A 20,145-nucleotide genomic window follows, 5' to 3' on the forward strand; every position below is an offset into this window, starting at 1 on the left:
CACACAGGGAGCAACCGGAATGGGTTCGGTTCGCGTAGCCATCGTCGGCGTGGGCAACTGCGCCGCCTCGCTGGTGCAGGGAGTCGAGTACTACAAGGACGCCGACCCGGCGTCCAGGGTCCCCGGCCTGATGCACGTCCAGTTCGGCGACTACCACGTCCGTGACGTCGAGTTCGTCGCCGCGTTCGATGTCGACGCGAAGAAGGTCGGCCTCGACCTGGCGGACGCCATCGGCGCCAGCGAGAACAACACCATCAAGATCTGCGACGTTCCGTCCACCGGCGTGAAGGTCCAGCGCGGCCACACCCTCGACGGCCTCGGCAAGTACTACCGCCAGACCATTGAGGAGTCCGCCGAGGAGCCGGTCGACGTCGTCCAGGTCCTCAAGGACAAGCGGGTCGACGTTCTCGTCTGCTACCTGCCCGTGGGCTCCGAGGACGCGGCGAAGTTCTACGCCCAGTGCGCCATCGACGCCAAGGTGGCGTTCGTCAACGCCCTGCCGGTCTTCATCGCCGGCACCAAGGAGTGGGCGGACAAGTTCACCGAGGCGGGTGTCCCGATCGTCGGCGACGACATCAAGTCCCAGGTCGGCGCCACCATCACGCACCGCGTCATGGCGAAGCTGTTCGAGGACCGGGGCGTCGTCCTGGACCGTACGATGCAGCTGAACGTCGGCGGCAACATGGACTTCAAGAACATGCTCGAGCGCGACCGCCTGGAGTCCAAGAAGATCTCCAAGACGCAGGCCGTCACCTCCCAGATCCGCGACCGCGACATGGGCGCGGACAACGTCCACATCGGCCCGTCCGACTACGTGGCCTGGCTCGACGACCGCAAGTGGGCCTACGTCCGCCTCGAGGGCCGTGCCTTCGGTGACGTCCCGCTGAACCTGGAGTACAAGCTCGAGGTCTGGGACTCCCCGAACTCGGCCGGTGTCATCATCGACGCCCTGCGCGCCGCGAAGATCGCCAAGGACCGAGGCATCGGCGGTCCGATCCTGTCGGCGTCTTCGTACTTCATGAAGTCCCCGCCGGTCCAGTACTTCGACGACGAGGCCCGCGAGAACGTCGAGAAGTTCATCAGCGGCGAGGTCGAGCGCTGAGAAGGGCTGCGCTGCGGTCTGTTGGGGGTCCCCGAGGCATTGCGCCCGGGGACCCTCCCCGTATGTGAGGCTGTGCCCCATGGCCGTCGTCCGTGACCTGCGCGTCCTGCTCCGCTTCCGGAACTTCCGACGCCTCCTCGCCGTGCGTCTGCTCTCACAGGGCGCCGACGGTGTCTACCAGGTCGCGCTCGCCTCCTACGTCGTCTTCTCGCCGGAGAGGCAGACCTCCGCCACCGCGATCGCCTCCGCATTGGCTGTCCTACTGCTCCCGTACTCCCTGGTGGGCCCCTTCGCCGGCGTCCTGCTGGACCGCTGGCGCCGCCGTCAGGTCTTCCTGTACGGCAACCTGGTACGCGCCATGATGGCGTCGGTCACGGCCGTCCTGATCGTCAGCCACGTCCCCGACTGGCTCTTCTACGCTTCCGCGCTGTGCGTCACCGCCGTCAACCGCTTCGTCCTCGCCGGCCTGTCCGCCGCACTGCCCCGCGTGGTGGACACGGAGCGCCTGGTGATCGCCAACTCCCTTTCCCCCACCGCCGGAACGCTCGCGGCGACCGCGGGCGGTGGCCTCGCCTTCCTGGTACGGATCCTGGTCGCGGACTCTGACGCGGCCGTGGTGCTGATGGGAGCCGCGCTGTACCTGTGCGGAGCGCTCGCCTCGCTGCGCATGGCGCTGGAGCTGCTCGGCCCCGACCGCTCGCTGGTGCAGCCCCGGCTCACGACGGCACTCGCCGGGACCGCCCGTGACCTGGTGGCGGGCGTACGGCACATCGCCGCACCGTCGCGCCGGGAGGCCGCCTGGTCGCTCGGCGCGATGACCCTGATGCGGTTCTGCTACGGCGCCCTGACGGTCATGCTGCTGATGCTCTGCCGGTACGCGTTCTCCTCGACCCCCGATGAGGGACTCGCCCTGCTGGGGCTGGCGTTGGGTATCTCTGGCGCCGGCTTCTTCGCGGCGGCCGTGATGACGCCCTGGGCGGCAGTGCGGCTCGGGCCCGGCCGCTGGATCGTCGTGTGCGCCTCAGCCGCCGCGTTCCTGGAGCCCACGCTCGGCCTCCCGTTCGCCACCATCCCCATGCTCGCCGCGGCCTTCGTGCTTGGCCTGACCACCCAAGCCGCGAAGATCGCCACGGATACCATCGTCCAGTTCTCGGTGGACGACGGCTTCCGCGGCCGGATCTTCTCCGTCTACGACGTGCTCTTCAACATCGCCTACGTGTCCGCCGCCGCGGTCGCCGCTCTCATGCTGCCGCCGGACGGTCGCTCGGTGCCCCTGGTGATCATCATCGCCGTTATCTACGGGGCAGTTGCCGTGACTATGGGGCGCTTCGAACGCCGAGCCAAGTAGGCCACACGCTTACACGCGAGGGGCGATGTTTCACGTGAAACATCGCCCCTCGTCCGTCCCGGGATCATGTTTCACGTGAAACATGACCCGCGTTCCACGCCTTCAGCTCTGCTCGCCCCACCACTCCTTGAGGGCGTTGACTGCCGCGTCCTCACCCATCGGCCCGTTCTCCAGGCGAAGCTCCAGCAGGAACTTGTACGCACGCCCGACAGCCGGGCCCGGGGGAACACCCAGGATCTCCATGATCTGGTTGCCATCCAGATCCGGGCGAATCGCGTCCAGCTCCTCCTGCTCCTGAAGCTGAGCGATCCGCTCCTCAAGACCGTCATACGCCCGGGATAGCGCGACCGCCTTGCGCTTGTTCCGCGTCGTGCAGTCCGAGCGGGTCAGCTTGTGGAGGCGGTCGAGCAGGGGGCCGGCGTCCCGGACATAGCGGCGGACCGCGGAATCGGTCCACTCCCCGGTGCCGTACCCGTGGAAGCGCAGGTGGAGTTCGACCAGGCGCGAGACGTCCCTCACCAGTTCGTTGGAGTACTTCAGTGCGGTCATCCGCTTCTTGGTCATCTTCGCCCCGACCACCTCGTGGTGGTGGAACGAGACCCGCCCGTCCTTCTCGAAGCGGCGAGTGCGCGGCTTACCGATGTCGTGCAGCAGCGTGGCCAGACGCAGGGTCAGGTCAGGGCCGTCCTCCTCCAGGGCCATCGCCTGCTCCAGGACGATCAGTGTGTGTTCGTAGACATCCTTGTGCCGGTGGTGCTCGTCGCTCTCCAGACGCAGAGCCGGCAGCTCGGGCACCGTATGCCCGGCGAGCCCGGTGTCGACCAGCAGCGTGAGACCCTTGCGTGGATACGCGGACAGGATCAGCTTGTTCAGCTCGTCCCGCACCCGCTCGGCCGAAACGATCTCGATGCGCCCGGCCATTTCGTTCATGGCCGTGACCACCTCGGGAGCCACCTCGAAGTCGAGCTGGGCCGCGAAGCGCGCGGCCCGCATCATTCGCAGCGGATCGTCCGAGAAGGACTCCTCGGGAGTGCCCGGGGTACGCAGGACACGCGCCGCGAGGTCGTCGAGCCCGCCGTGAGGGTCGATGAACACCTTCTCCGGCAGCGCGACGGCCATCGCGTTCACGGTGAAGTCACGCCGGACGAGGTCCTCCTCGATGGAGTCGCCGTACGACACCTCGGGCTTGCGTGAGGTCCGGTCGTACGCCTCCGACCGGTAGGTGGTGACCTCGACCTGGTAACCGTCTTTCTGGGCCCCGACAGTGCCGAAGGCGATCCCGACCTCCCACACGGCGTCCGCCCACGGCCGCACGATCTTCAGTACGTCCTCGGGACGGGCGTCGGTCGTGAAGTCCAGATCATTGCCGAGCCGGCCCAGCAGCGCGTCCCGGACCGATCCACCGACCAGGGCGAGTGAGAACCCGGCCTCCTGGAAGCGGCGGGCAAGGTCATCGGCGACAGGGGCGACCCGCAGCAGCTCACCCACCGCGCGCTGCTGCACCTGGCTGAGGGCACTGGCGTTGTCTTCGTTGGCGTTCGGCACAACAAAAGAGGGTACGTGGCCCGGACGACCGCGAGCCCCTCCATTAAACATGCACAGACTCTCCACCCTGACCTGCGCGGGGTCGGCCCGTGAGGCGCACGGCAGCGGTCCCCTTATACGTGCACATTAGGGACAGCACGGCAGAGTCGTCTGATCTTGCTCCGATCTTGTGAAGCAGTCCGCGGCACTTCCCCTCAGCGCGCATCGTTACCATGCGTGGACGCACATTCCGACGACCACCACTGACGACGACGAGGGACGGACGAGCGCGTGGCCGAGGCGGCAGACTTCCAGGGGACGAGTGCCTCACCTGCCCGCCGCTGGCTGCGGCGCACCGGAGCACTGCTCGCGGGGCTTCCTCTCCTGGCCGGACTGTGCCAGCTGCCCGCCGCCCCGTCGGCGGACGCCACCGAACAGACCGCCACGCAGGCCGCCGACTCGGGCACGGTGTCCGTGGCCCTCGACACGCTCAGCCCCAGCGCCCCAACGGACGGGGACACGCTGACCGTGTCCGGCACGGTCACCAACAACGGCAAGCAGACCGTCACGGACGCCCACGTCGGCCTGCGGGTGGGTCCCGAACTGACGACACGCTCGGCCATCGACCGCACAGCCAAGGACAGCAGCGATCTCCAGGGCATCACCGGCTCCGAGGTCGGCGGCAAGTACGTCGAGAAGTTCGCCAAACTGACCCCGGGCGTCGCCCAGCGATTCTCCCTCTCGGTGCCGGTCGACGAGCTGGACCTCGGCGACAGTGGGGTCTACCAGTTCGCCGTCTCGCTCTCCGGCGAGACATCCGCGCAGCCGTGGGAGCAGGTGCTCGGCGTCCAGCGGACGTTCCTGCCGTGGCAGTCGGGCGAGGCCGGCACCAAGACGAGAACGACGTATCTGTGGCCTCTGATCTCCACCGCCCACATGACGGCGGAGACAGGATCGAACGAACAGCAGACGCCGGTCTTCCTCAACGACGACCTGGCCAAGGAGATCTCCCCGGGCGGACGCCTCGACCAGATGTTGTCGCTGGGCAAGAACCTCGACGTCACCTGGGTGATCGACCCCGACCTGCTGGCCTCCGTCGATGCGATGACACGTCCTTACGAGGTCAGGACGGGCGACACCACCAGGGCCGGTACCTATCAGACGGTCGCCAAGCAGTGGCTCGCCGAGCTGCAGAAAGCGGTGGAGGACAAGGAGGTCGTCGCCCTGCCCTTCGCCGACCCGGATCTCGCCTCCCTCGCCCACAACGGCACGAGCGTCACCGGCTCGCTGAGCCACCTCAAGGAGGCCACCGACGTCGTCGCCAACACGGTGGAGCCGATCCTCCACGTGAAACCGGTCACCGACTTCGCCTGGCCCGTGGACGGCGCCGTCGACCCGTCGATCGTCAAGGTCGCCACCTCCGCCGGCGCCGACAAGGTGATCGCCCGCAGCGACAGCCTCCAGGAGACGGGCGGTCTGCCGTACGCGCCCTCCGCGGCCCGTCCCATCGGCGGCGGCACCACGGCGGTCGTCGCGGACGCGCGGCTGTCGACGGCGTTTCAGGGCGACCTGACGAGGGCCTCCGCCGCCACACTCGCCGTGCAGCGGTTCCTGGCCCAGAGCCTCGCCCTGAACCTGCAGACGAACAACCAGCGCAGCATCGTCGTCGCCCCGCAACGCATGCCGACGGCGGGCCAGGCCCAGGCGATGGCCGAGGCGTTGACGGCCCTCCAGAGCGACGACTGGTCCGAGTCCCAGGAGCTCACGGCGGCCGCCGCCGTCAAGCCGGACCCGGCAGCCACCACGAAGGTGCCCTCGAGGTCCGCGTACCCTTCCTCGCTGCGGAAGCAGGAGCTGCCTCGGACGGCGTTCGCGCAGATCGCCACCACGCAGGAGAAGCTCGACAACTTCAAGGTGGTCCTCAGCGACCAGTCCCGGGTGGTGACCCCCTTCGGACGGGCCATGAACCGCGAGATGTCCACGTCGTGGCGCGGTCGCGCCACCGAGGCGACAGGCTTCCGCGGAGACGTCGCGGCATACCTCGACGAGCTGAGCGACCAGGTCAAGCTGATCAAGAAGTCAGAGACCAAGCTCTCCGGACGCAGCGCCACGATCCCGGTGACCGTGCAGAACAACCTGGTGCAGGGCGTGGACCACCTCGTGCTGCGGCTCACCTCGCTGAGCCCGAAGCGACTCGAGATCGGCGGCGAGGCCTACACCGAGCAGCCGGTCGAGATCTCCGGCAGCCGCAGCCAGACGGTGAAGTTCACCACGACGGCCAACGCCAACGGCCGGGCGACCGTGGTCGCCCAGCTGTACACGGAGGACGGCCAGGCCTACGGCGATCCTGTCACCTTCGACGTGAAGGTCACCGAGTTCACGGCCACTGTGATGCTGGTCATCGGCGGCGGTGTCCTGCTACTCGTCCTCGCCGGCTTCCGGATGTACACGCAGCGCAAGCGAGCGGCCGCCCGTGAGGCCGAGGAGGAGGACAGCGAAGCGGCGGGCGAGGCCGCAAGAGGCCCGAAGAACCTGGACAGCCCCGAAGACCGTCTCAAGGAAGAATCCGGCACTCGGCCCGGGGCGGACGACCCGGAGCAGCCGAGTGACCCGACAGCGGACACCGCAGCGGAAAGCAACGACCCGTCCGGCACGGGTGAGAGAGTAAACCGTTGAGGATGTCGTGGCCGGTGGGCCCGGGACGATGAGGTGGGGTAACCATGAACGCGCCGTACGACGGTGACCGTGGCCAGGCCGCGGGCAGCTCGGGCCACCCCGAAGGCCCGCCGCCCGAGGCCGGCCAGGTGCCGCCGCAGCCTCCCGCGGACATGTACCTCCAGGACGCCTACGACCAGGACCCCTACCGGGCACAGGACCTCTACGCCCAGGACCCGGTAGCCGAGGCGCTCTACGACCGTTCCGCCCACCCGCCGCCGCCTCCGGGCACGTATCAGCCGCAGCAGCCGCTCTACGCCCAGCCACCCCAGTCGCCGTACGCCCCCGACCCGCGTGTGTGGGCGCAGACCCCGGCGCCCGAGCCGGAGGGCCCGACCCAGTACCTGCCGTACGGCGACGACCCGCGCACCACCCAGTTCGTGGGCGTCGACGACCTCGTCACCCAAGCCGGCGAAGAGCGCCACGAACCGGACGCCTTCGCACACCTCTTCCGGGACCAGCAGCAGGGCACTGGGCACCCGAACTACGAGCCCCCGTCCGTGCCCAACCCGTCCCCGGCACCGCACGCGAACCAGTACCCGGCGGCGACACCGCCTGCCGCAGGCCAGTACCCGGCCTACCCGGCCTCGACACCGCCCTCCGCTGCCGAGGCCGCCGCACCGGCGCCCGCAACCGCCCCTGCCGCGAAGAAGGGCGGGCGGGCCACAGGTCTGCTGAAGTCGAGCGCCGTGATGGCTGCGGGCACGATGGTCTCCCGCCTCACCGGCTTCATCCGCTCCGCGCTGATCGTCTCGGCGCTGGGCGTCGGCCTGCTCGGTGACACCTTCCAGGTCGCCTATCAGCTGCCGACGATGATCTACATCCTGACCGTCGGCGGCGGCCTCAACTCCGTCTTCGTTCCGCAGCTCGTGCGCTCCATGAAGGAGGACGAGGACGGCGGCGAGGCATACGCCAACCGACTGCTGACACTCGTCATGGTGGCCCTCGGCACGCTCACCGTGCTCGCGATCCTCGGCGCGCCGTTCCTCATCCGGCTGCTGTCCGACTCGGTGGCCGGCGACCCGGCGGCCAACGAGGTCGGCATCACCTTCGTCCGCTACTTCCTGCCGTCGATCTTCTTCATGGGCATCCACGTCGTGATGGGGCAGATCCTCAACGCTCGCGGGAAGTTCGGCGCGATGATGTGGACCCCGGTCCTGAACAACATCGTCATCATCGTGACGCTGGGCATGTTCATGTGGGTGTACGGCACCGCGGCCGACTCCGGCATGAAGGTCACGAACATTCCCCCGGAAGGCCAGCGACTTCTCGGCATCGGCGTCCTGCTCGGCCTCGTCGTACAGGCGCTGGCGATGATCCCCTACCTGCGCGAGACGGGATTCCGGCTGCGGCCGCGCTTCGACTGGAAGGGCCACGGTCTCGGCAAGGCCGTGACCCTCGCCAAGTGGACCGTCCTGTTCGTCCTCGCCAACCAGGCCGGCGCGCTCGTCGTCACCCAGCTGTCCACCGCCTCCGGCAAGGCCTCGCCCGTCGACGGCACCGGCTTCGCCGCCTACGCCAACGCCCAGCTGATCTGGGGCCTGCCGCAGGCCATCATCACCGTCTCCCTGATGGCCGCCCTGCTGCCGCGCATCTCGCGCTCGGCGGCCGAGGGCGACGCCGGCGCCATCCGCGACGACATCTCGCAGGGCCTCAGGACGACGGCCGTCGCGATCGTGCCCATCGCCTTCGGCTTCGTCTCGCTCGGCATTCCGATGTGCACGCTGATCTTCGGCTCCTCGGGCACCAGCGAGGCCACGAACATGGGATACATGCTGATGGCCTTCGGCCTCGGTCTGATCCCGTACTCCGTCCAGTACGTCGTCCTGCGCGCCTTCTACGCCTACGAGGACACCCGGACGCCCTTCTACAACACGGTCATCGTCGCAGCCGTCAACGCCGCCGCCTCCGCCGCCTGTTACTTCGTGCTCCCGGCCCGCTGGGCCGTGGTCGGCATGTCCGCCTCGTACGGCCTCGCCTACGCGATCGGCGTCGGTGTCGCCTGGAACCGGCTGCGCAAGCGGCTGGGCGGAGACCTGGACGGCAAGCGCGTCCTGCGAACGTACGCCAGGCTCTGCATCGCGTCGGTACCGGCGGCATTGCTCAGCGGGGCGGCCGTCTACGGCGTCGGGCACTCGCTCGGCCAGGGTGTCGTCGGCTCCTTCGCCGCCCTCATCGCCGGCGGGGCGGTCCTGCTCGGGATCTTCTTCGTCGCCGCCCGGCGTATGCGCATCGAGGAGCTGAACTCACTGGTCGGCATGGTCCGCGGGCGTCTGGGGCGCTGAGGCGGGGGTATGCGCACAACCATCGTCCGCCACTGTGTGTCGTGCATAGCAGCGGACTGTGGGCACAATTGGTTTCGGCGTCGCATGGCGCGCAACGGATGGGGAGGCAGGGAACGACGGTGGCGGAACGGAGCACGGCTGCCGTCGACGTGGCAGACAACAGCGGCGACGAGCCGCTGACCGCCAAGGCGGACCAGTCCACGGCCGACGGGCTGGCCAAGAACCGGGAGCGGGACACGGAAGACGTCGAGGCACAGGGGAGTGGCGGGACCGAGGGTCCCGGAAAGGCCTCACCACCCGAGCTGCACAGCGGCCACAAGCTCGCCAGACGCTACCGCCTCGAGGAGTGCGTCACCCGTCTGGACGGATTCAGCAGCTGGCGTGCCGTGGACGAAAAACTCCGCCGTGCCGTCGGTGTCCACATCCTGCCCGCGGACCACACACGGGCCCGTTCCGTGCTGGCCGCGGCCCGCTCCTCCGCGTTGCTCGGCGACCCCCGCTTCGTGCAGGTCCTGGATGCCGTCGAGGAGAACGACCTCGTCTACGTCGTCCACGAGTGGCTGCCCGACGCCACCGAACTGACCACGCTCCTGGCCTCCGGTCCGCTGGAGGTGTACGACGCCTACCAGATGGTCAGCCAGATCTCCTCCGCCATGGCCGCCGCGCACCGCGAGGGCCTCGCGCATCTGCGTCTGAACCCGAACGCCATCCTGCGCGCTTCGACCGGCCAGTGGCGCATCCGCGGTCTCGCCGTGAACGCAGCGCTGCGCGGCGTCGGCTCCGACACCCCGCAGCGCACGGACACGGAGGCGATCGGCGCCCTGCTGTACGCGGCGCTCACTCAGCGCTGGCCGTACGAGAGCGACGCCTACGGTCTGTCCGGCCTGCCCAAGGACGTCGGCCTCATCGCCCCCGACCAGGTGCGCGCGGGAGTGCACCGCGGTCTGTCCGAGCTGGCCATGCGGGCGCTCGTCAACGACGGTGCCACCGCGTCCCGCCACGAGATCCCGTGCACCACGCCCGAGGAACTGGTCAAGGCGATCGGTGAGATGCCCCGCATCCGCCCGCCGGAGCCGGCGTTCGCCGCCCCGCCGGACTACCAGCGCACGACCTACCAGCAGGGCACGTACGGCCGGGGGGCTCCGGGCGCCACCCAGCCGGTACCGTCCCCGCCGCCTCCGCTGCAGAGCCGTACCGGCAAGGCGTTGAAGTGGGCCGTCTCCGCCCTCCTCATCGCCGCGCTGGGTCTCGGCAGCTGGCAGCTGGCGGACGCGCTCATGGAGCAGGGCAACAAGGCGGATGACACCGGCAACACACAGACGACGGACGGAAACGACAAGAACAGCGCGGCACCCAAGCCGGTCAAGACGATCAAGATCCAGGGCGCCCAGGAGTACGTGGCCAAGGGCGATGCCCAGCACCCGAGGGACGTCGGCAAGACGTACGACGGCAACAGCTCGACGTACTGGAAGACCAGCACGTTCTTGGAGGGTCCGGCCCTCGCCCCGTACAAGCCGGGTGTGGGCATCGTCTATGACCTGGGTTCGGCCCAGGAGATCTCCGCCGCGAGCATCGGGCTGCGCTACGCCGGTGATCACACGACGGCCAAGCTGTACGCTTCCGACTCGCTGACGCCGTCCTCGCTGGACTCGATGCAGGAGATCGGCACCGTCACGACGAGTGGTACGACCGCCAAGGTGAAGGTCACCAAGTCGGTGAAGACGCAGTACGTGCTCGTGTGGCTGACTGCTGTGCCGTACTCGGGCGATGACCCGAGTACGTACAGCGATGCCGGCTACAAGCAGGCCATCACTGACGTGAAGTTCACAGGCTGAGCAAGCACCAAGGGGAGGGGGTCCGATGGCAGATGGCACCACGTACGGCGGCACGAGCGATCAGGACCTCCTGGCCCGCCATGTAGAGGGCGACCCCGAAGCCTTCGGTGAGCTCGTGCGGCGGCACCGCGATCGGCTCTGGGCCGTCGCCCTGCGGACGCTGGGGGACCGGGAGGAGGCCGCTGACGCCGTCCAGGACGCCCTCGTCTCGGCGTACCGGGCCGCCCACACTTTCCGCGGCCAGTCGGCCGTCACAACGTGGCTGCACCGGATCACGGTGAACGCCTGCCTCGACCGGGCCCGCAAGGCGGCCTCCCGCAAGACGTCGCCGGTCGACGACACCGAACGCCTGGAGCAGTTGCTGGAACCGCACGAGTCCGCCTCGGCGCCCGCGGAGCGCAACGACCTCCACCGCCAGCTCCTGGAGGCGCTCGGCACGCTGCCGCCCGACCAGCGGGCAGCCCTCGTCCTGGTGGACATGCAGGGCTACCCGGTGGCGGAAGCCGCCCGCGTGCTCGATGTACCGACCGGGACGGTGAAGAGCCGCTGTGCCCGCGGCCGGGCCAGGCTCCTGCCCCTCCTCACCCATCTGCGGCCAGAAAATGCCGGTGACGGCAGAGAAGCGGGCGCGGGGCGGAACCGGACGCAGGGGACATCCGTCCCACCCGCAGCGGAGCCGCGTCCAGCGGGTCCGACGGATACGGGACCAAGCGATTCAGCTGCAGTGAAGGGCGGAGGTGGGCGAGCGTGACATCCACGACTGACACGGCCGGGCACCCGGACGTCGCAGAGATCTCCGAGCTCACCGAGGGCCTGCTCCCGCCGTCGCGAACCGCGGACGTGCGACGGCATCTGGACGAGTGCGAGCTCTGCGCGGACGTCCACGCGTCGCTGGAGGAAATCCGGGGACTGCTCGGGACGCTGCCGGGTCCGTCGCGCATGCCCGCCGATGTCGCGGGGCGCATCGATGCCGCCCTCGCCGCGGAAGCCCTGCTGCACGCCACGGCGCCCGATGCCGTGGATGCGCAGGCGCCCATCAGCGCCACGGTCCGGTCCGTGTCCGACTCGTCCGACACGGAGCCGGGCGACAGCGCGCATGTTTCACGTGAAACATCGACGACAGCGGACCGTCCCTCGGGGCACGCCCGCACCTCGACCACCGGCCCTGGCCGCAAGGAGCGCAGGAAGGGCAACAGGCGACGGGTGGCCGTCCTGGGCACCGTGTTCACGGTCGCCGCCCTGGGATTCGGTTCCGTGCTGCTGTCCTCGCTGAACGACAGCCAGCCGCCCGGCACCGAGGCACGACCCACCGCTGCGGACACCTTCTCCGAGGAAAAGCTGGAGACGCAGGTCTCCGATCTCCTCGCCAAGAGCAAGAGCTCGGAGAGCGGATCAAGCGGATCCCGCACTCCGCACACCCTGGGTACGGAGTCCCTCCCCGGCAGCGACGGGCCCAAGATCCTGCAGGACACCACCGTCCCCGACTGCGTCCAGGAGGGCATCGGCCGCAGTGACTCGGCCCTCGCCACTGAGCAAGGGACTTACAAGGGGACGGACGCCATGCTCGTCGTGCTGCCCGACGCGCCCGACGGCACCCGGGTCACGGCCTACATCATGGATGCGACCTGTGTGGCCGACCCGTCCGCCGGCACAGCCAAGGTTCTGCTGAAGCAGTCCTACACGCAGCCCTGAGTGCGCACCCTTCGTCCGTGTCCCACGTGGTATCTCGTACGGGGTCGCGTATCCGTGTGCCCGGACACAGCGGGAATGCGCGCCCCTTAGGATCCGTTGGGTGGGGTGAGAGTTCCGAAGGAGCTCCCACCGGTCCGACGACGCAGTCCAGAGACGAGGAATCCAGCCGTGAGCGACGTCCGAAACGTGATCATCATCGGCTCCGGGCCCGCCGGCTATACGGCGGCGCTCTACACCGCGCGCGCGTCGCTGAAGCCGCTGGTGTTCGAAGGCGCCGTCACCGCGGGTGGCGCGCTGATGACCACCACCGACGTGGAGAACTTCCCGGGCTTCCAGGACGGCATCATGGGCCCTGAGCTCATGGACAACATGCGCGCCCAGGCCGAGCGCTTCGGCGCCGAGCTCGTTCCGGACGACATCGTCAACGTCGATCTGACCGGTGAGATCAAGACCGTCATCGACACCGCGGGCACGGTCCACAAAGCTAAGGCCATCATCGTCGCCACCGGCTCGCAGCACCGCAAGCTCGGCCTGCCGAACGAGGACGCCCTCTCCGGCCGCGGTGTCTCATGGTGCGCCACCTGTGACGGCTTCTTCTTCAAGGACCAGGACATCGCCGTGATCGGTGGCGGTGACACCGCGATGGAGGAGGCCACCTTCCTCGCCCGGTTCGCCAAGTCCGTGACGGTCGTCCACCGCCGGGACACCCTGCGCGCCTCCAAGGCGATGCAGGACCGCGCCTTCGCCGACCCGAAGATCAAGTTCGTGTGGGACAGCGAGGTCGCCGAGGTCCAGGGCGACCAGAAGCTGACCGGCCTGAAGCTGCGCAACGTCAAGACTGGCGAGCTGTCGGACCTGGCCGTGACGGGCCTGTTCATCGCGATCGGCCACGACCCGCGCACCGAGCTTTTCAAGGGCCAGATCGAGCTGGACGAAGAGGGCTACCTGAAGGTCGACGCGCCCTCGACCCGGACCAACCTGACCGGTGTCTTCGGCGCCGGTGACGTGGTCGACCACACCTACCGCCAGGCGATCACCGCGGCTGGCACCGGCTGCTCCGCCGCCCTCGACGCAGAGCGCTTCCTCGCCGCCCTCTCGGACGAGGAGAAGGCCGAGCCCGAGAAGACCTCTGTCTGACCCCCATCCGCCCCACGCATCAACCAGTTAAGGAGCCCGCCGTGGCCGGCACCCTGAAGAACGTGACCGACGACTCCTTCGAGCAGGACGTCCTCAAGAGCGACAAGCCCGTCCTGGTGGACTTCTGGGCCGCCTGGTGCGGTCCGTGCCGCCAGATCGCTCCGTCCCTCGAGGCGATCGCCGCCGAGTACGGCGACAAGATCGAGGTCGTCAAGCTGAACATCGACGAGAACCCGGGTACGGCCGCCAAGTACGGCGTCATGTCCATCCCGACCCTCAACGTCTACCAGCGTGGCGAGGTCGCCAAGACCATCGTCGGTGCGAAGCCGAAGGCCGCGATCGTCCGCGACCTTGAGGACTTCATCGCCGAGTGAACGGCTGAGCCGTCGAGCTGACGGCGCATGTTTCACGTGAAACACGAATGGGCCACCCCGGATGGGGTGGCCCATTCGCATTAGAGGGGTCGCAACGCCGGCTCCTTCTGCACGGCCCCCAGCAACCGGTCCAACGCCATCTCCACGTCTTCCTTCCAGGAGAGCGTCGTCCGCAGCTCCAGCCTCAGACGTGGGTGCGCGGGATGGGGCCTGACCGTCTTGAAGCCCACCGCCAGGAGATGGTCGGCGGGCAGAAGGCACGCGGGCTCATTCCAGCGCGCATCTCCGAAGGCCTCGATCGCTTTGAATCCGCGCCGCAGCAGATCTTTGGCGACCGTCTGGACCATCACCCGGCCCAGCCCCTGTCCCTGATAACCCGGCATGATGAACGCCGTCATCAGCTGCACCGCGTCAGGAGAGACGGGGCTCGTGGGAAACGCCGTCGAACGCGGAACGTACGCGGGAGGCGCGTAGAGAACGAAGCCCACCGGCACGTCGTCGACGTAGACGACCCGTCCGCAGGATCCCCAGTCCAGCAGAACCGCGGAGATCCAGGCTTCCTTCTCCAGGGCGGCCGTTCCTGCTTTTACCGCAGTTTCACCACTGACCGGGTCCAACTCCCAGAAGACACACGCGCGACAGCGCTTGGGAATGTCCTGAAGGTTGTCCAGCGTGAGCGGTACGAGCCGGCGCCCCATGAAGGCTGTTCCTCGCTTCCTTCGCCCGCCGCGTCGCGGGCAGCCGTCAGAGCGCTCCGTTCCCTGAGCAGACTGCCGACGAAGCCGCCGACCGCGCCCAGGCCCAGGCCCGCGCTCACCAGTCCGGTGCGGCTCACCGTTCGCATGGCCCCTGCCTCCCCTCACAGGTGCTGCCGGGTGGATGCGCCATACCCGTACGCATCGTATCCACGATGCGATTCCATCGATACTGCCTGAAAGCAAAGAGCGAGCCGTGTTCCGGTACACACCGGACACGGCCCGCTCTGCCGGTCGGCCGGGTGCGATAGCACCCGCCCGACGGGAGGCTCAGCCTTCCGACTCCTCGGCCTCGCTCTCCAGCAGGCCCTTCTGGAGGGCCAGCCTCTCGCCCGGGGCGAGCGTACTGAGGATCCGCTCGAGGTCCTCCGGAGAGGCGAACTCAACGGTGATCTTGCCCTTCTTCTGGCCCAGCTCGACCTTCACCCGCGTCTCGAAGCGGTCCGAGAGACGGGTCGCGAGGTCGGTCAGCGCCGGCGAGACCCGGGTGCCGGCCCGCGGCCCCTTGGCCCGCTGAGCCGTCTGCGGCCGCGACCCCATCAGGGTCACAATCTCCTCGACAGCCCGCACCGAGAGCCCCTCGGCCACGATCCGGTGGGCCAGCCGGTCCTGCTCCTCCGAGTCCTCGACGGAGAGCAGGGCCCGTGCGTGTCCGGCGGAGAGCACTCCGGCGGCTACGCGGCGCTGGACCGCCGGCGAGAGCTTCAGCAGGCGCAGGGTGTTGGAGACCTGCGGACGGGACCGGCCGATACGGTCCGCCAGCTGGTCGTGCGTGCAGTTGAAGTCCTTCAGCAGCTGGTCGTAGGCGGCGGCCTCTTCCAGCGGGTTCAGCTGGGCACGGTGGAGGTTCTCCAGGAGGGCGTCCAGGAGGAGCTTCTCGTCCTCCGTGGCCCGCACGATCGCCGGGATCGCCTCGAGCCCCGCCTCACGGCAAGCCCTCCAGCGCCGCTCGCCCATGATGAGCTCGTAGCGCGCCGGACCCAGCTGCCGTACGACGACCGGCTGGAGGAGACCGACCTCCTTGATGGAGGTGACGAGCTCCTGCAGCGCATCCTCGTCGAAGACCTCACGCGGCTGGCGCGGGTTCGGCTTGATGGAGTCGAGAGGGATCTCCGCGAAGTGGGCACCCATGGGAGGCGCAGGCGTCTCCATGGCGCCGCTCGTCGACGGCTCCTCCGTTTCATGTGAAACAGGCGGCAGTGTGGCCACCTTCGCCGCGGCCACCCCGCGATCGGTGGTCAGCACCGGCACTGCCCCCGGGGACGTCGAAGCACTGCCCCCCGGCGCGGCCGGAGCCACCGTCTTCTCCGTCGGGGCAGCAGGGATCAGTGCGCCGAGACCACGACCCAAACCCCTCCGTCGCTCGCTCACTGGATCCCCTCCACCATGCTCCGGTCGCTCTGTGCGCCGATATGGGCGTGCGTCGCGTCGTAGGAGACGCCGACACCCTTCAACGCGATTTCTCGTGCCGCCTCAAGATAGGACAGGGCACCGCTCGATCCTGGATCGTAGGTCAACACCGTCTGTCCGTAGCTCGGCGCCTCGGAGATACGGACCGAGCGGGGAATGCTCGTCCGCAGCACCTCGTCGCCGAAGTGGCTGCGCACCTCGTCCGCGACCTGAGACGCGAGCCGCGTCCGGCCGTCGTACATGGTGAGCAGGATCGTCGATACATGCAGGGCGGGGTTGAGGTGCCCCCGCACCAGATCGACGTTGCGCAGCAGCTGGCCCAGGCCCTCCAGTGCGTAGTACTCGCACTGGATCGGGATGAGGACCTCCTGGCCGGCGACCAGTGCGTTGACCGTCAGCAGGCCGAGCGAGGGCGGGCAGTCGATGAGGATGTAGTCCAGCGGCTGCTCGTACGCCTGGATGGCTCGCTGCAGCCGGCTCTCCCTGGCCACCAGCGATACCAGCTCGATCTCCGCACCGGCGAGATCGATCGTGGCAGGGGCGCAGAAGAGACCCTCGACATCAGGGACCGGCTGGACAACTTCCGCGAGCGGCTTGCTCTCGACCAGGACGTCGTAGATGGAAGGGACTTCGGCGTGATGGTCGATACCCAGCGCGGTGGACGCGTTGCCCTGCGGGTCGAGATCGATCACCAGGACACGGCCGCCGTGCAGAGCCAGCGAAGCGGCAAGGTTGACTGTCGTTGTCGTCTTGCCCACCCCGCCCTTCTGGTTGGCGACCACCATGACGCGGGTCTGCTCGGGCCGTGGCAGACCCTCACCGGCGCGGCCTAGCGCCTCCACCGCCAGTTGGGCAGCACGACCGATCGGAGTGTCGTCCATCGGGGGCGGTGTTTCACGTGAAACATCCTCCCCCATCGACTCGGTACGGGGACCGGGGACCGGATCGGTCATCGGTCCCGCGATGTTGGCGTCGGACCGCAAGGATTCACTCTCCTCGACTTCAGGCTCGCAATGAACAGAGCCTCCCATGTCTTCGGGGTCGTGAACCAGTGAGGCCTGTTGTTCTGTGGAGAAATCCACCTCTGTGGACAACTCAGGTCCCTCATCGAGTGAACCAAGGGGCTTACGGTCGCGGGGTTCAGCCGCGGCGCGACCCCGGCTGATGATGCCGTGCAGCAGTGAGCGACGTTTCACGTGAAACACGATGCACAGCAGCCGAGGCCGAACTGCGCCGACACTCCGGCATGCGTAGGTTTGGCAGCTTGTGTGGAGTAAGTCTCGTCCTCAGGACGGATCAGTGGCGCCCACGAAAACACCAACACCGGCTACCCGCGACGCCGACGCACCCTCCCCGTCCGGGCGGCCTTGGCCTTCTTGGCGGCAAAGCGCACACCACCGGGACTCTCACCGACCTCAACCCGCACAACGGTGGACAGCGGATCCACCACGCCCTCACCGACATGCAGGATGGACGTCTCCACGGCGCCGAGCTTGCTCAGCGCGGTCGCCGCACTCTTGAGCTCCTCCTCCGCCGTGTCGCCCTTGAGTGCGAGCATCTCCCCGTACGGACGCAACAGCGGAATGCCCCAGGTCGCCAACCGGTCCAGCGGGGCCACGGCTCGCGCCGTCACCACATGGACGGGTGTGAGCTTGCCCATGACCTCCTCCGCCCGGCCGCGGACGACCGTGACATGGTCCAGGCCCAACAGCTCGACGACCTCGGTCAGGAAGTTGGTGCGACGCAGCAGGGGTTCCAGCAGCGTGATCTTCAGGTCTTCCCGGACGAGTGCCAGGGGGATGCCGGGCAGGCCCGCGCCCGACCCCACGTCGCACACCGTCACGCCCTCGGGAACGACCTCTGAGAGCACCGCACAGTTCAGCAGGTGCCGCTCCCACAGCCGGGGCACTTCACGTGGCCCGATCAGACCGCGCTGCACGCCCGCCTCGGCGAGCAGCTCCGCATACCGGACCGCATCCGCGAAGCGATCACCGAACACCTCGCGCGCCTGCTCGGGCGCGGGGGGAAGCTCCGCTTCCTCCGTCACGGGGGGACCGTCCTTCCGTACGGCATCGACACAGCAAGCGCCGACGCCAGAACCACCAGAACTATCAGGCTGACAAAGTTCGGCCCCGCCTGCCGGGCAGACGGGGCCGGAGGAACGTAACGACCGATCAGGCAGGAAGCACAACGACGAAGCGCTCCGGCTCCTCGCCCTCGGACTCACTGCGCAGGCCGGCGGCCTTGACCGCGTCGTGCACGACCTTGCGCTCGAACGGCGTCATCGGCTTCAGCTTCACGGCCTCGCCGGTGTTCTTGACATCGGCAGCGGCCTTTGCGCCCAGTTCGGACAGCTCGGTGCGCTTCTTGGCGCGGTAGCCGGCGATGTCCAGCATCAGCCGGCTGCGGTCCCCGGTCTCCCGGTGGACGGCCAGGCGCGTGAGCTCCTGCAGGGCTTCCAGCACCTCGCCGTCACGGCCGACCAGCTTCTGCAGGTCTCGACTGCCCGCGTCGCTGATGATCGACACAGCGGCCCGGTCGGCCTCGACGTCCATGTCGATGTCGCCGTCGAGATCGGCGATGTCCAGCAGACCCTCGAGGTAGTCCGCCGCGATCTCGCCCTCCTGCTCCAGGCGGGTCAGGGTGTCTGCACCCTCGGCAGCGGCGGAGGTGGTGCCTTCCGTCACGGGATGGACTCCTTCTTACTTCTTGGACGGGGACTTGGGCCGCTGCGGGCCCTTGCGCTGTCCGGACTGGGCCTTGCTGCGGGTACCGCCGCCGCTCTTCTGGGTGCCCTTCTTGGCTGAAGCGGCGGGCTTGGCGTCCTCGGGCTCGTCGGACTTGACCAGCGAGGTGGGCTCGCCGGCCGCCTTGGCGCCGGACTGGCGCTTGGCCTTGGTCTGCCGCTTGGGCTGCTGCCGCTTGGGAGCGGCGGCGCTCGTCGGCGTACCGTCCTCGGTCTGGGCGGCAACCGCGGTCTCGCTCTTCACCACGGTGCCGTCGGGCTGGGCCGCGAGGCCCGCCTTGTTCAGGCCGTTGATGAACTTGCGCTCGAACTCGTTACGGTCGCGCCCCTTGGCCACGATGGCCTTGACGACGGCCTTCTCACCGCGACCGCGCGTCTTGCCGTGGTGCGTGACGTGCTTGTGCAGGCGCTCCAGGTACGAGGCCTGGGCCTTGGAACCCGGGGTCGGGTTGTTGTGGATGACGTACATCTGCTGGCCCATGGTCCACATGTTGGTGGTCAGCCAGTAGACGAGGACACCGACCGGGAAGTTGATACCGAAGACGGCGAACATGATGGGGAAGACGTACATCAGCATCTTCTGCTGCTGCATGAACGGCGTCTTCACCGTGGTGTCGACGTTCTTCGTCATCAGCTGGCGCTGCGTGTAGAACTGCGACGCCGACATCAGGACGATCATTACCGCGGTGACGATGCGGACCGTGGTCAGCGAGGCATCGAGGGCGGCGACGTCCGAGGTGCTGTCGGTGAACTTCGCCGCCAGCGGAGCGCCGAAGATGTGCGCCTTCTGCGCGCTGTCCAGCAGGCTCTGGTTGATGGAACCAATGGTGTCGTTGTTCGCGATGCTGTTGAGCACGTGGTACAGAGCGAAGAAGAACGGCGACTGCGCCAGGATGGGAAGGCACGAGGAGAGCGGGTTGGTGCCCGTCTCCTTGTACAGCTTCATCATCTCTTCGGACTGACGTTGCTTGTCGTTCTTGTAGCGCTCCTGGATCTTCTTCATCTCGGGCTGGAGCGTCTGCATGGCCCGGGTCGCCTTGATCTGCTTCACGAAGAGCGGGATCAGGCAGATACGGATCAGAATCACCAGGGACACGATGGACAGGCCCCAGGCCCACCCGGAGTCGTCGCCGAAGAGGGCGCCGTACACCTTGTGGAACTGGACGATGACCCAGGAGACAGGTGTCGTGATGAAGCTGAAGAAGCTGGCAATCGTGTCCAC

General features: G+C 68.2%; 16 protein-coding genes. 9 read left to right on the forward strand and 7 right to left on the reverse strand.

The window, feature by feature from the left end; all coding sequences use genetic code 11:
* Positions 1–19: 19 nt before the first annotated feature.
* Entirely contained in the window at positions 20–1,102 is a 1,083-nt protein-coding gene (locus ABT063_RS12750; RefSeq protein WP_351057271.1) for an inositol-3-phosphate synthase, read from the forward strand.
* Between the two features lie 79 nt (positions 1,103–1,181).
* On the forward strand, positions 1,182–2,450 hold the full coding sequence (locus tag ABT063_RS12755; RefSeq protein ID WP_351057272.1) for an MFS transporter: 1,269 nt from the start codon (positions 1,182–1,184) through the stop codon (positions 2,448–2,450).
* A 102-nt stretch (positions 2,451–2,552) separates the two neighbouring features.
* Here the strand turns inward: ABT063_RS12755 and ABT063_RS12760 are convergent, their stop codons facing one another.
* A complete protein-coding gene (locus tag ABT063_RS12760; protein ID WP_351057273.1) occupies positions 2,553–3,995 on the reverse strand; it encodes a CCA tRNA nucleotidyltransferase in 1,443 nt (480 codons plus the stop codon).
* Positions 3,996–4,265: 270 nt separating this feature from the next.
* On the opposite strand from ABT063_RS12760, the gene ABT063_RS12765 reads away from it, so the two are divergent.
* The 7 genes from ABT063_RS12765 to trxA all read left to right on the forward strand — a co-directional run bounded on the left by ABT063_RS12765 (position 4,266) and on the right by trxA (position 14,012).
* Positions 4,266–6,650: a DUF6049 family protein gene (locus tag ABT063_RS12765; protein ID WP_351057274.1), complete on the forward strand. Its 2,385-nt coding sequence runs from the start codon at positions 4,266–4,268 to the stop codon at positions 6,648–6,650.
* 44 nt (positions 6,651–6,694) lie between these two features.
* Positions 6,695–8,974 (forward strand): murein biosynthesis integral membrane protein MurJ, encoded by a 2,280-nt coding sequence (murJ, locus tag ABT063_RS12770; protein WP_351057275.1) that lies wholly within the window; start codon positions 6,695–6,697, stop codon positions 8,972–8,974.
* A 119-nt stretch (positions 8,975–9,093) separates the two neighbouring features.
* A complete protein-coding gene (locus ABT063_RS12775) occupies positions 9,094–10,809 on the forward strand; it encodes a protein kinase family protein (RefSeq protein ID WP_351057276.1) in 1,716 nt (571 codons plus the stop codon).
* A 25-nt stretch (positions 10,810–10,834) separates the two neighbouring features.
* Entirely contained in the window at positions 10,835–11,560 is a 726-nt protein-coding gene (gene sigM / locus ABT063_RS12780; protein WP_351057277.1) for an RNA polymerase sigma factor SigM, read from the forward strand.
* Positions 11,557–12,501 (forward strand): anti-sigma factor family protein, encoded by a 945-nt coding sequence (locus ABT063_RS12785; protein ID WP_351057278.1) that lies wholly within the window; start codon positions 11,557–11,559, stop codon positions 12,499–12,501. The genes sigM and ABT063_RS12785 overlap by 4 nt, the downstream gene beginning before the upstream one ends.
* 168 nt (positions 12,502–12,669) lie before the next feature.
* Positions 12,670–13,638, forward strand: a complete 969-nt coding sequence (trxB, locus tag ABT063_RS12790) for a thioredoxin-disulfide reductase (RefSeq protein WP_351057279.1) — start codon at positions 12,670–12,672, stop codon at positions 13,636–13,638.
* Positions 13,639–13,679: 41 nt separating this feature from the next.
* On the forward strand, positions 13,680–14,012 hold the full coding sequence (trxA, locus tag ABT063_RS12795; RefSeq protein ID WP_030042230.1) for a thioredoxin: 333 nt from the start codon (positions 13,680–13,682) through the stop codon (positions 14,010–14,012).
* A gap of 80 nt (positions 14,013–14,092) precedes the next feature.
* Here the strand turns inward: trxA and ABT063_RS12800 are convergent, their stop codons facing one another.
* The 6 genes from ABT063_RS12800 to yidC all read right to left on the reverse strand — a co-directional run bounded on the left by ABT063_RS12800 (position 14,093) and on the right by yidC (position 20,145).
* A complete protein-coding gene (locus tag ABT063_RS12800) occupies positions 14,093–14,710 on the reverse strand; it encodes a GNAT family N-acetyltransferase (protein ID WP_351057280.1) in 618 nt (205 codons plus the stop codon).
* Between the two features lie 327 nt (positions 14,711–15,037).
* Positions 15,038–16,138, reverse strand: a complete 1,101-nt coding sequence (locus ABT063_RS12805; RefSeq protein WP_351057281.1) for a ParB/RepB/Spo0J family partition protein — start codon at positions 16,136–16,138, stop codon at positions 15,038–15,040.
* Positions 16,135–17,208 carry a ParA family protein gene (locus tag ABT063_RS12810; RefSeq protein WP_351057303.1) on the reverse strand — a complete coding sequence of 358 codons (1,074 nt, stop codon included), beginning with the start codon at positions 17,206–17,208 and terminating at the stop codon, positions 16,135–16,137. The genes ABT063_RS12805 and ABT063_RS12810 overlap by 4 nt, the downstream gene beginning before the upstream one ends.
* A 296-nt stretch (positions 17,209–17,504) precedes the next feature.
* Entirely contained in the window at positions 17,505–18,224 is a 720-nt protein-coding gene (rsmG, locus tag ABT063_RS12815) for a 16S rRNA (guanine(527)-N(7))-methyltransferase RsmG (RefSeq protein WP_351057282.1), read from the reverse strand.
* Between the two features lie 127 nt (positions 18,225–18,351).
* Positions 18,352–18,864, reverse strand: a complete 513-nt coding sequence (locus tag ABT063_RS12820; protein WP_351057283.1) for a Jag family protein — start codon at positions 18,862–18,864, stop codon at positions 18,352–18,354.
* Positions 18,865–18,879: 15 nt separating this feature from the next.
* On the reverse strand, positions 18,880–20,145 hold the full coding sequence (gene yidC, locus ABT063_RS12825) for a membrane protein insertase YidC (protein WP_351057284.1): 1,266 nt from the start codon (positions 20,143–20,145) through the stop codon (positions 18,880–18,882).

This window comes from Streptomyces sp. NPDC002838, assembly GCF_040295365.1.
GTDB lineage: Bacteria > Actinomycetota > Actinomycetes > Streptomycetales > Streptomycetaceae > Streptomyces.

Bases quoted from the DNA above. Each gene is read 5' to 3' on its own strand.
- ABT063_RS12800 (WP_351057280.1), bottom strand. From the start codon at position 14,710: ATGGGGCGCCGGCTCGTACCGCTCACGCTGGACAACCTTCAGGACATT.
- ABT063_RS12755 (WP_351057272.1), top strand. From the start codon at position 1,182: ATGGCCGTCGTCCGTGACCTGCGCGTCCTGCTCCGCTTCCGGAACTTC.
- sigM (WP_351057277.1), top strand. From the start codon at position 10,835: ATGGCAGATGGCACCACGTACGGCGGCACGAGCGATCAGGACCTCCTG.
- ABT063_RS12750 (WP_351057271.1), top strand. From the start codon at position 20: ATGGGTTCGGTTCGCGTAGCCATCGTCGGCGTGGGCAACTGCGCCGCC.
- murJ (WP_351057275.1), top strand. From the start codon at position 6,695: ATGAACGCGCCGTACGACGGTGACCGTGGCCAGGCCGCGGGCAGCTCG.
- ABT063_RS12810 (WP_351057303.1), bottom strand. From the start codon at position 17,208: ATGGGAGGCTCTGTTCATTGCGAGCCTGAAGTCGAGGAGAGTGAATCC.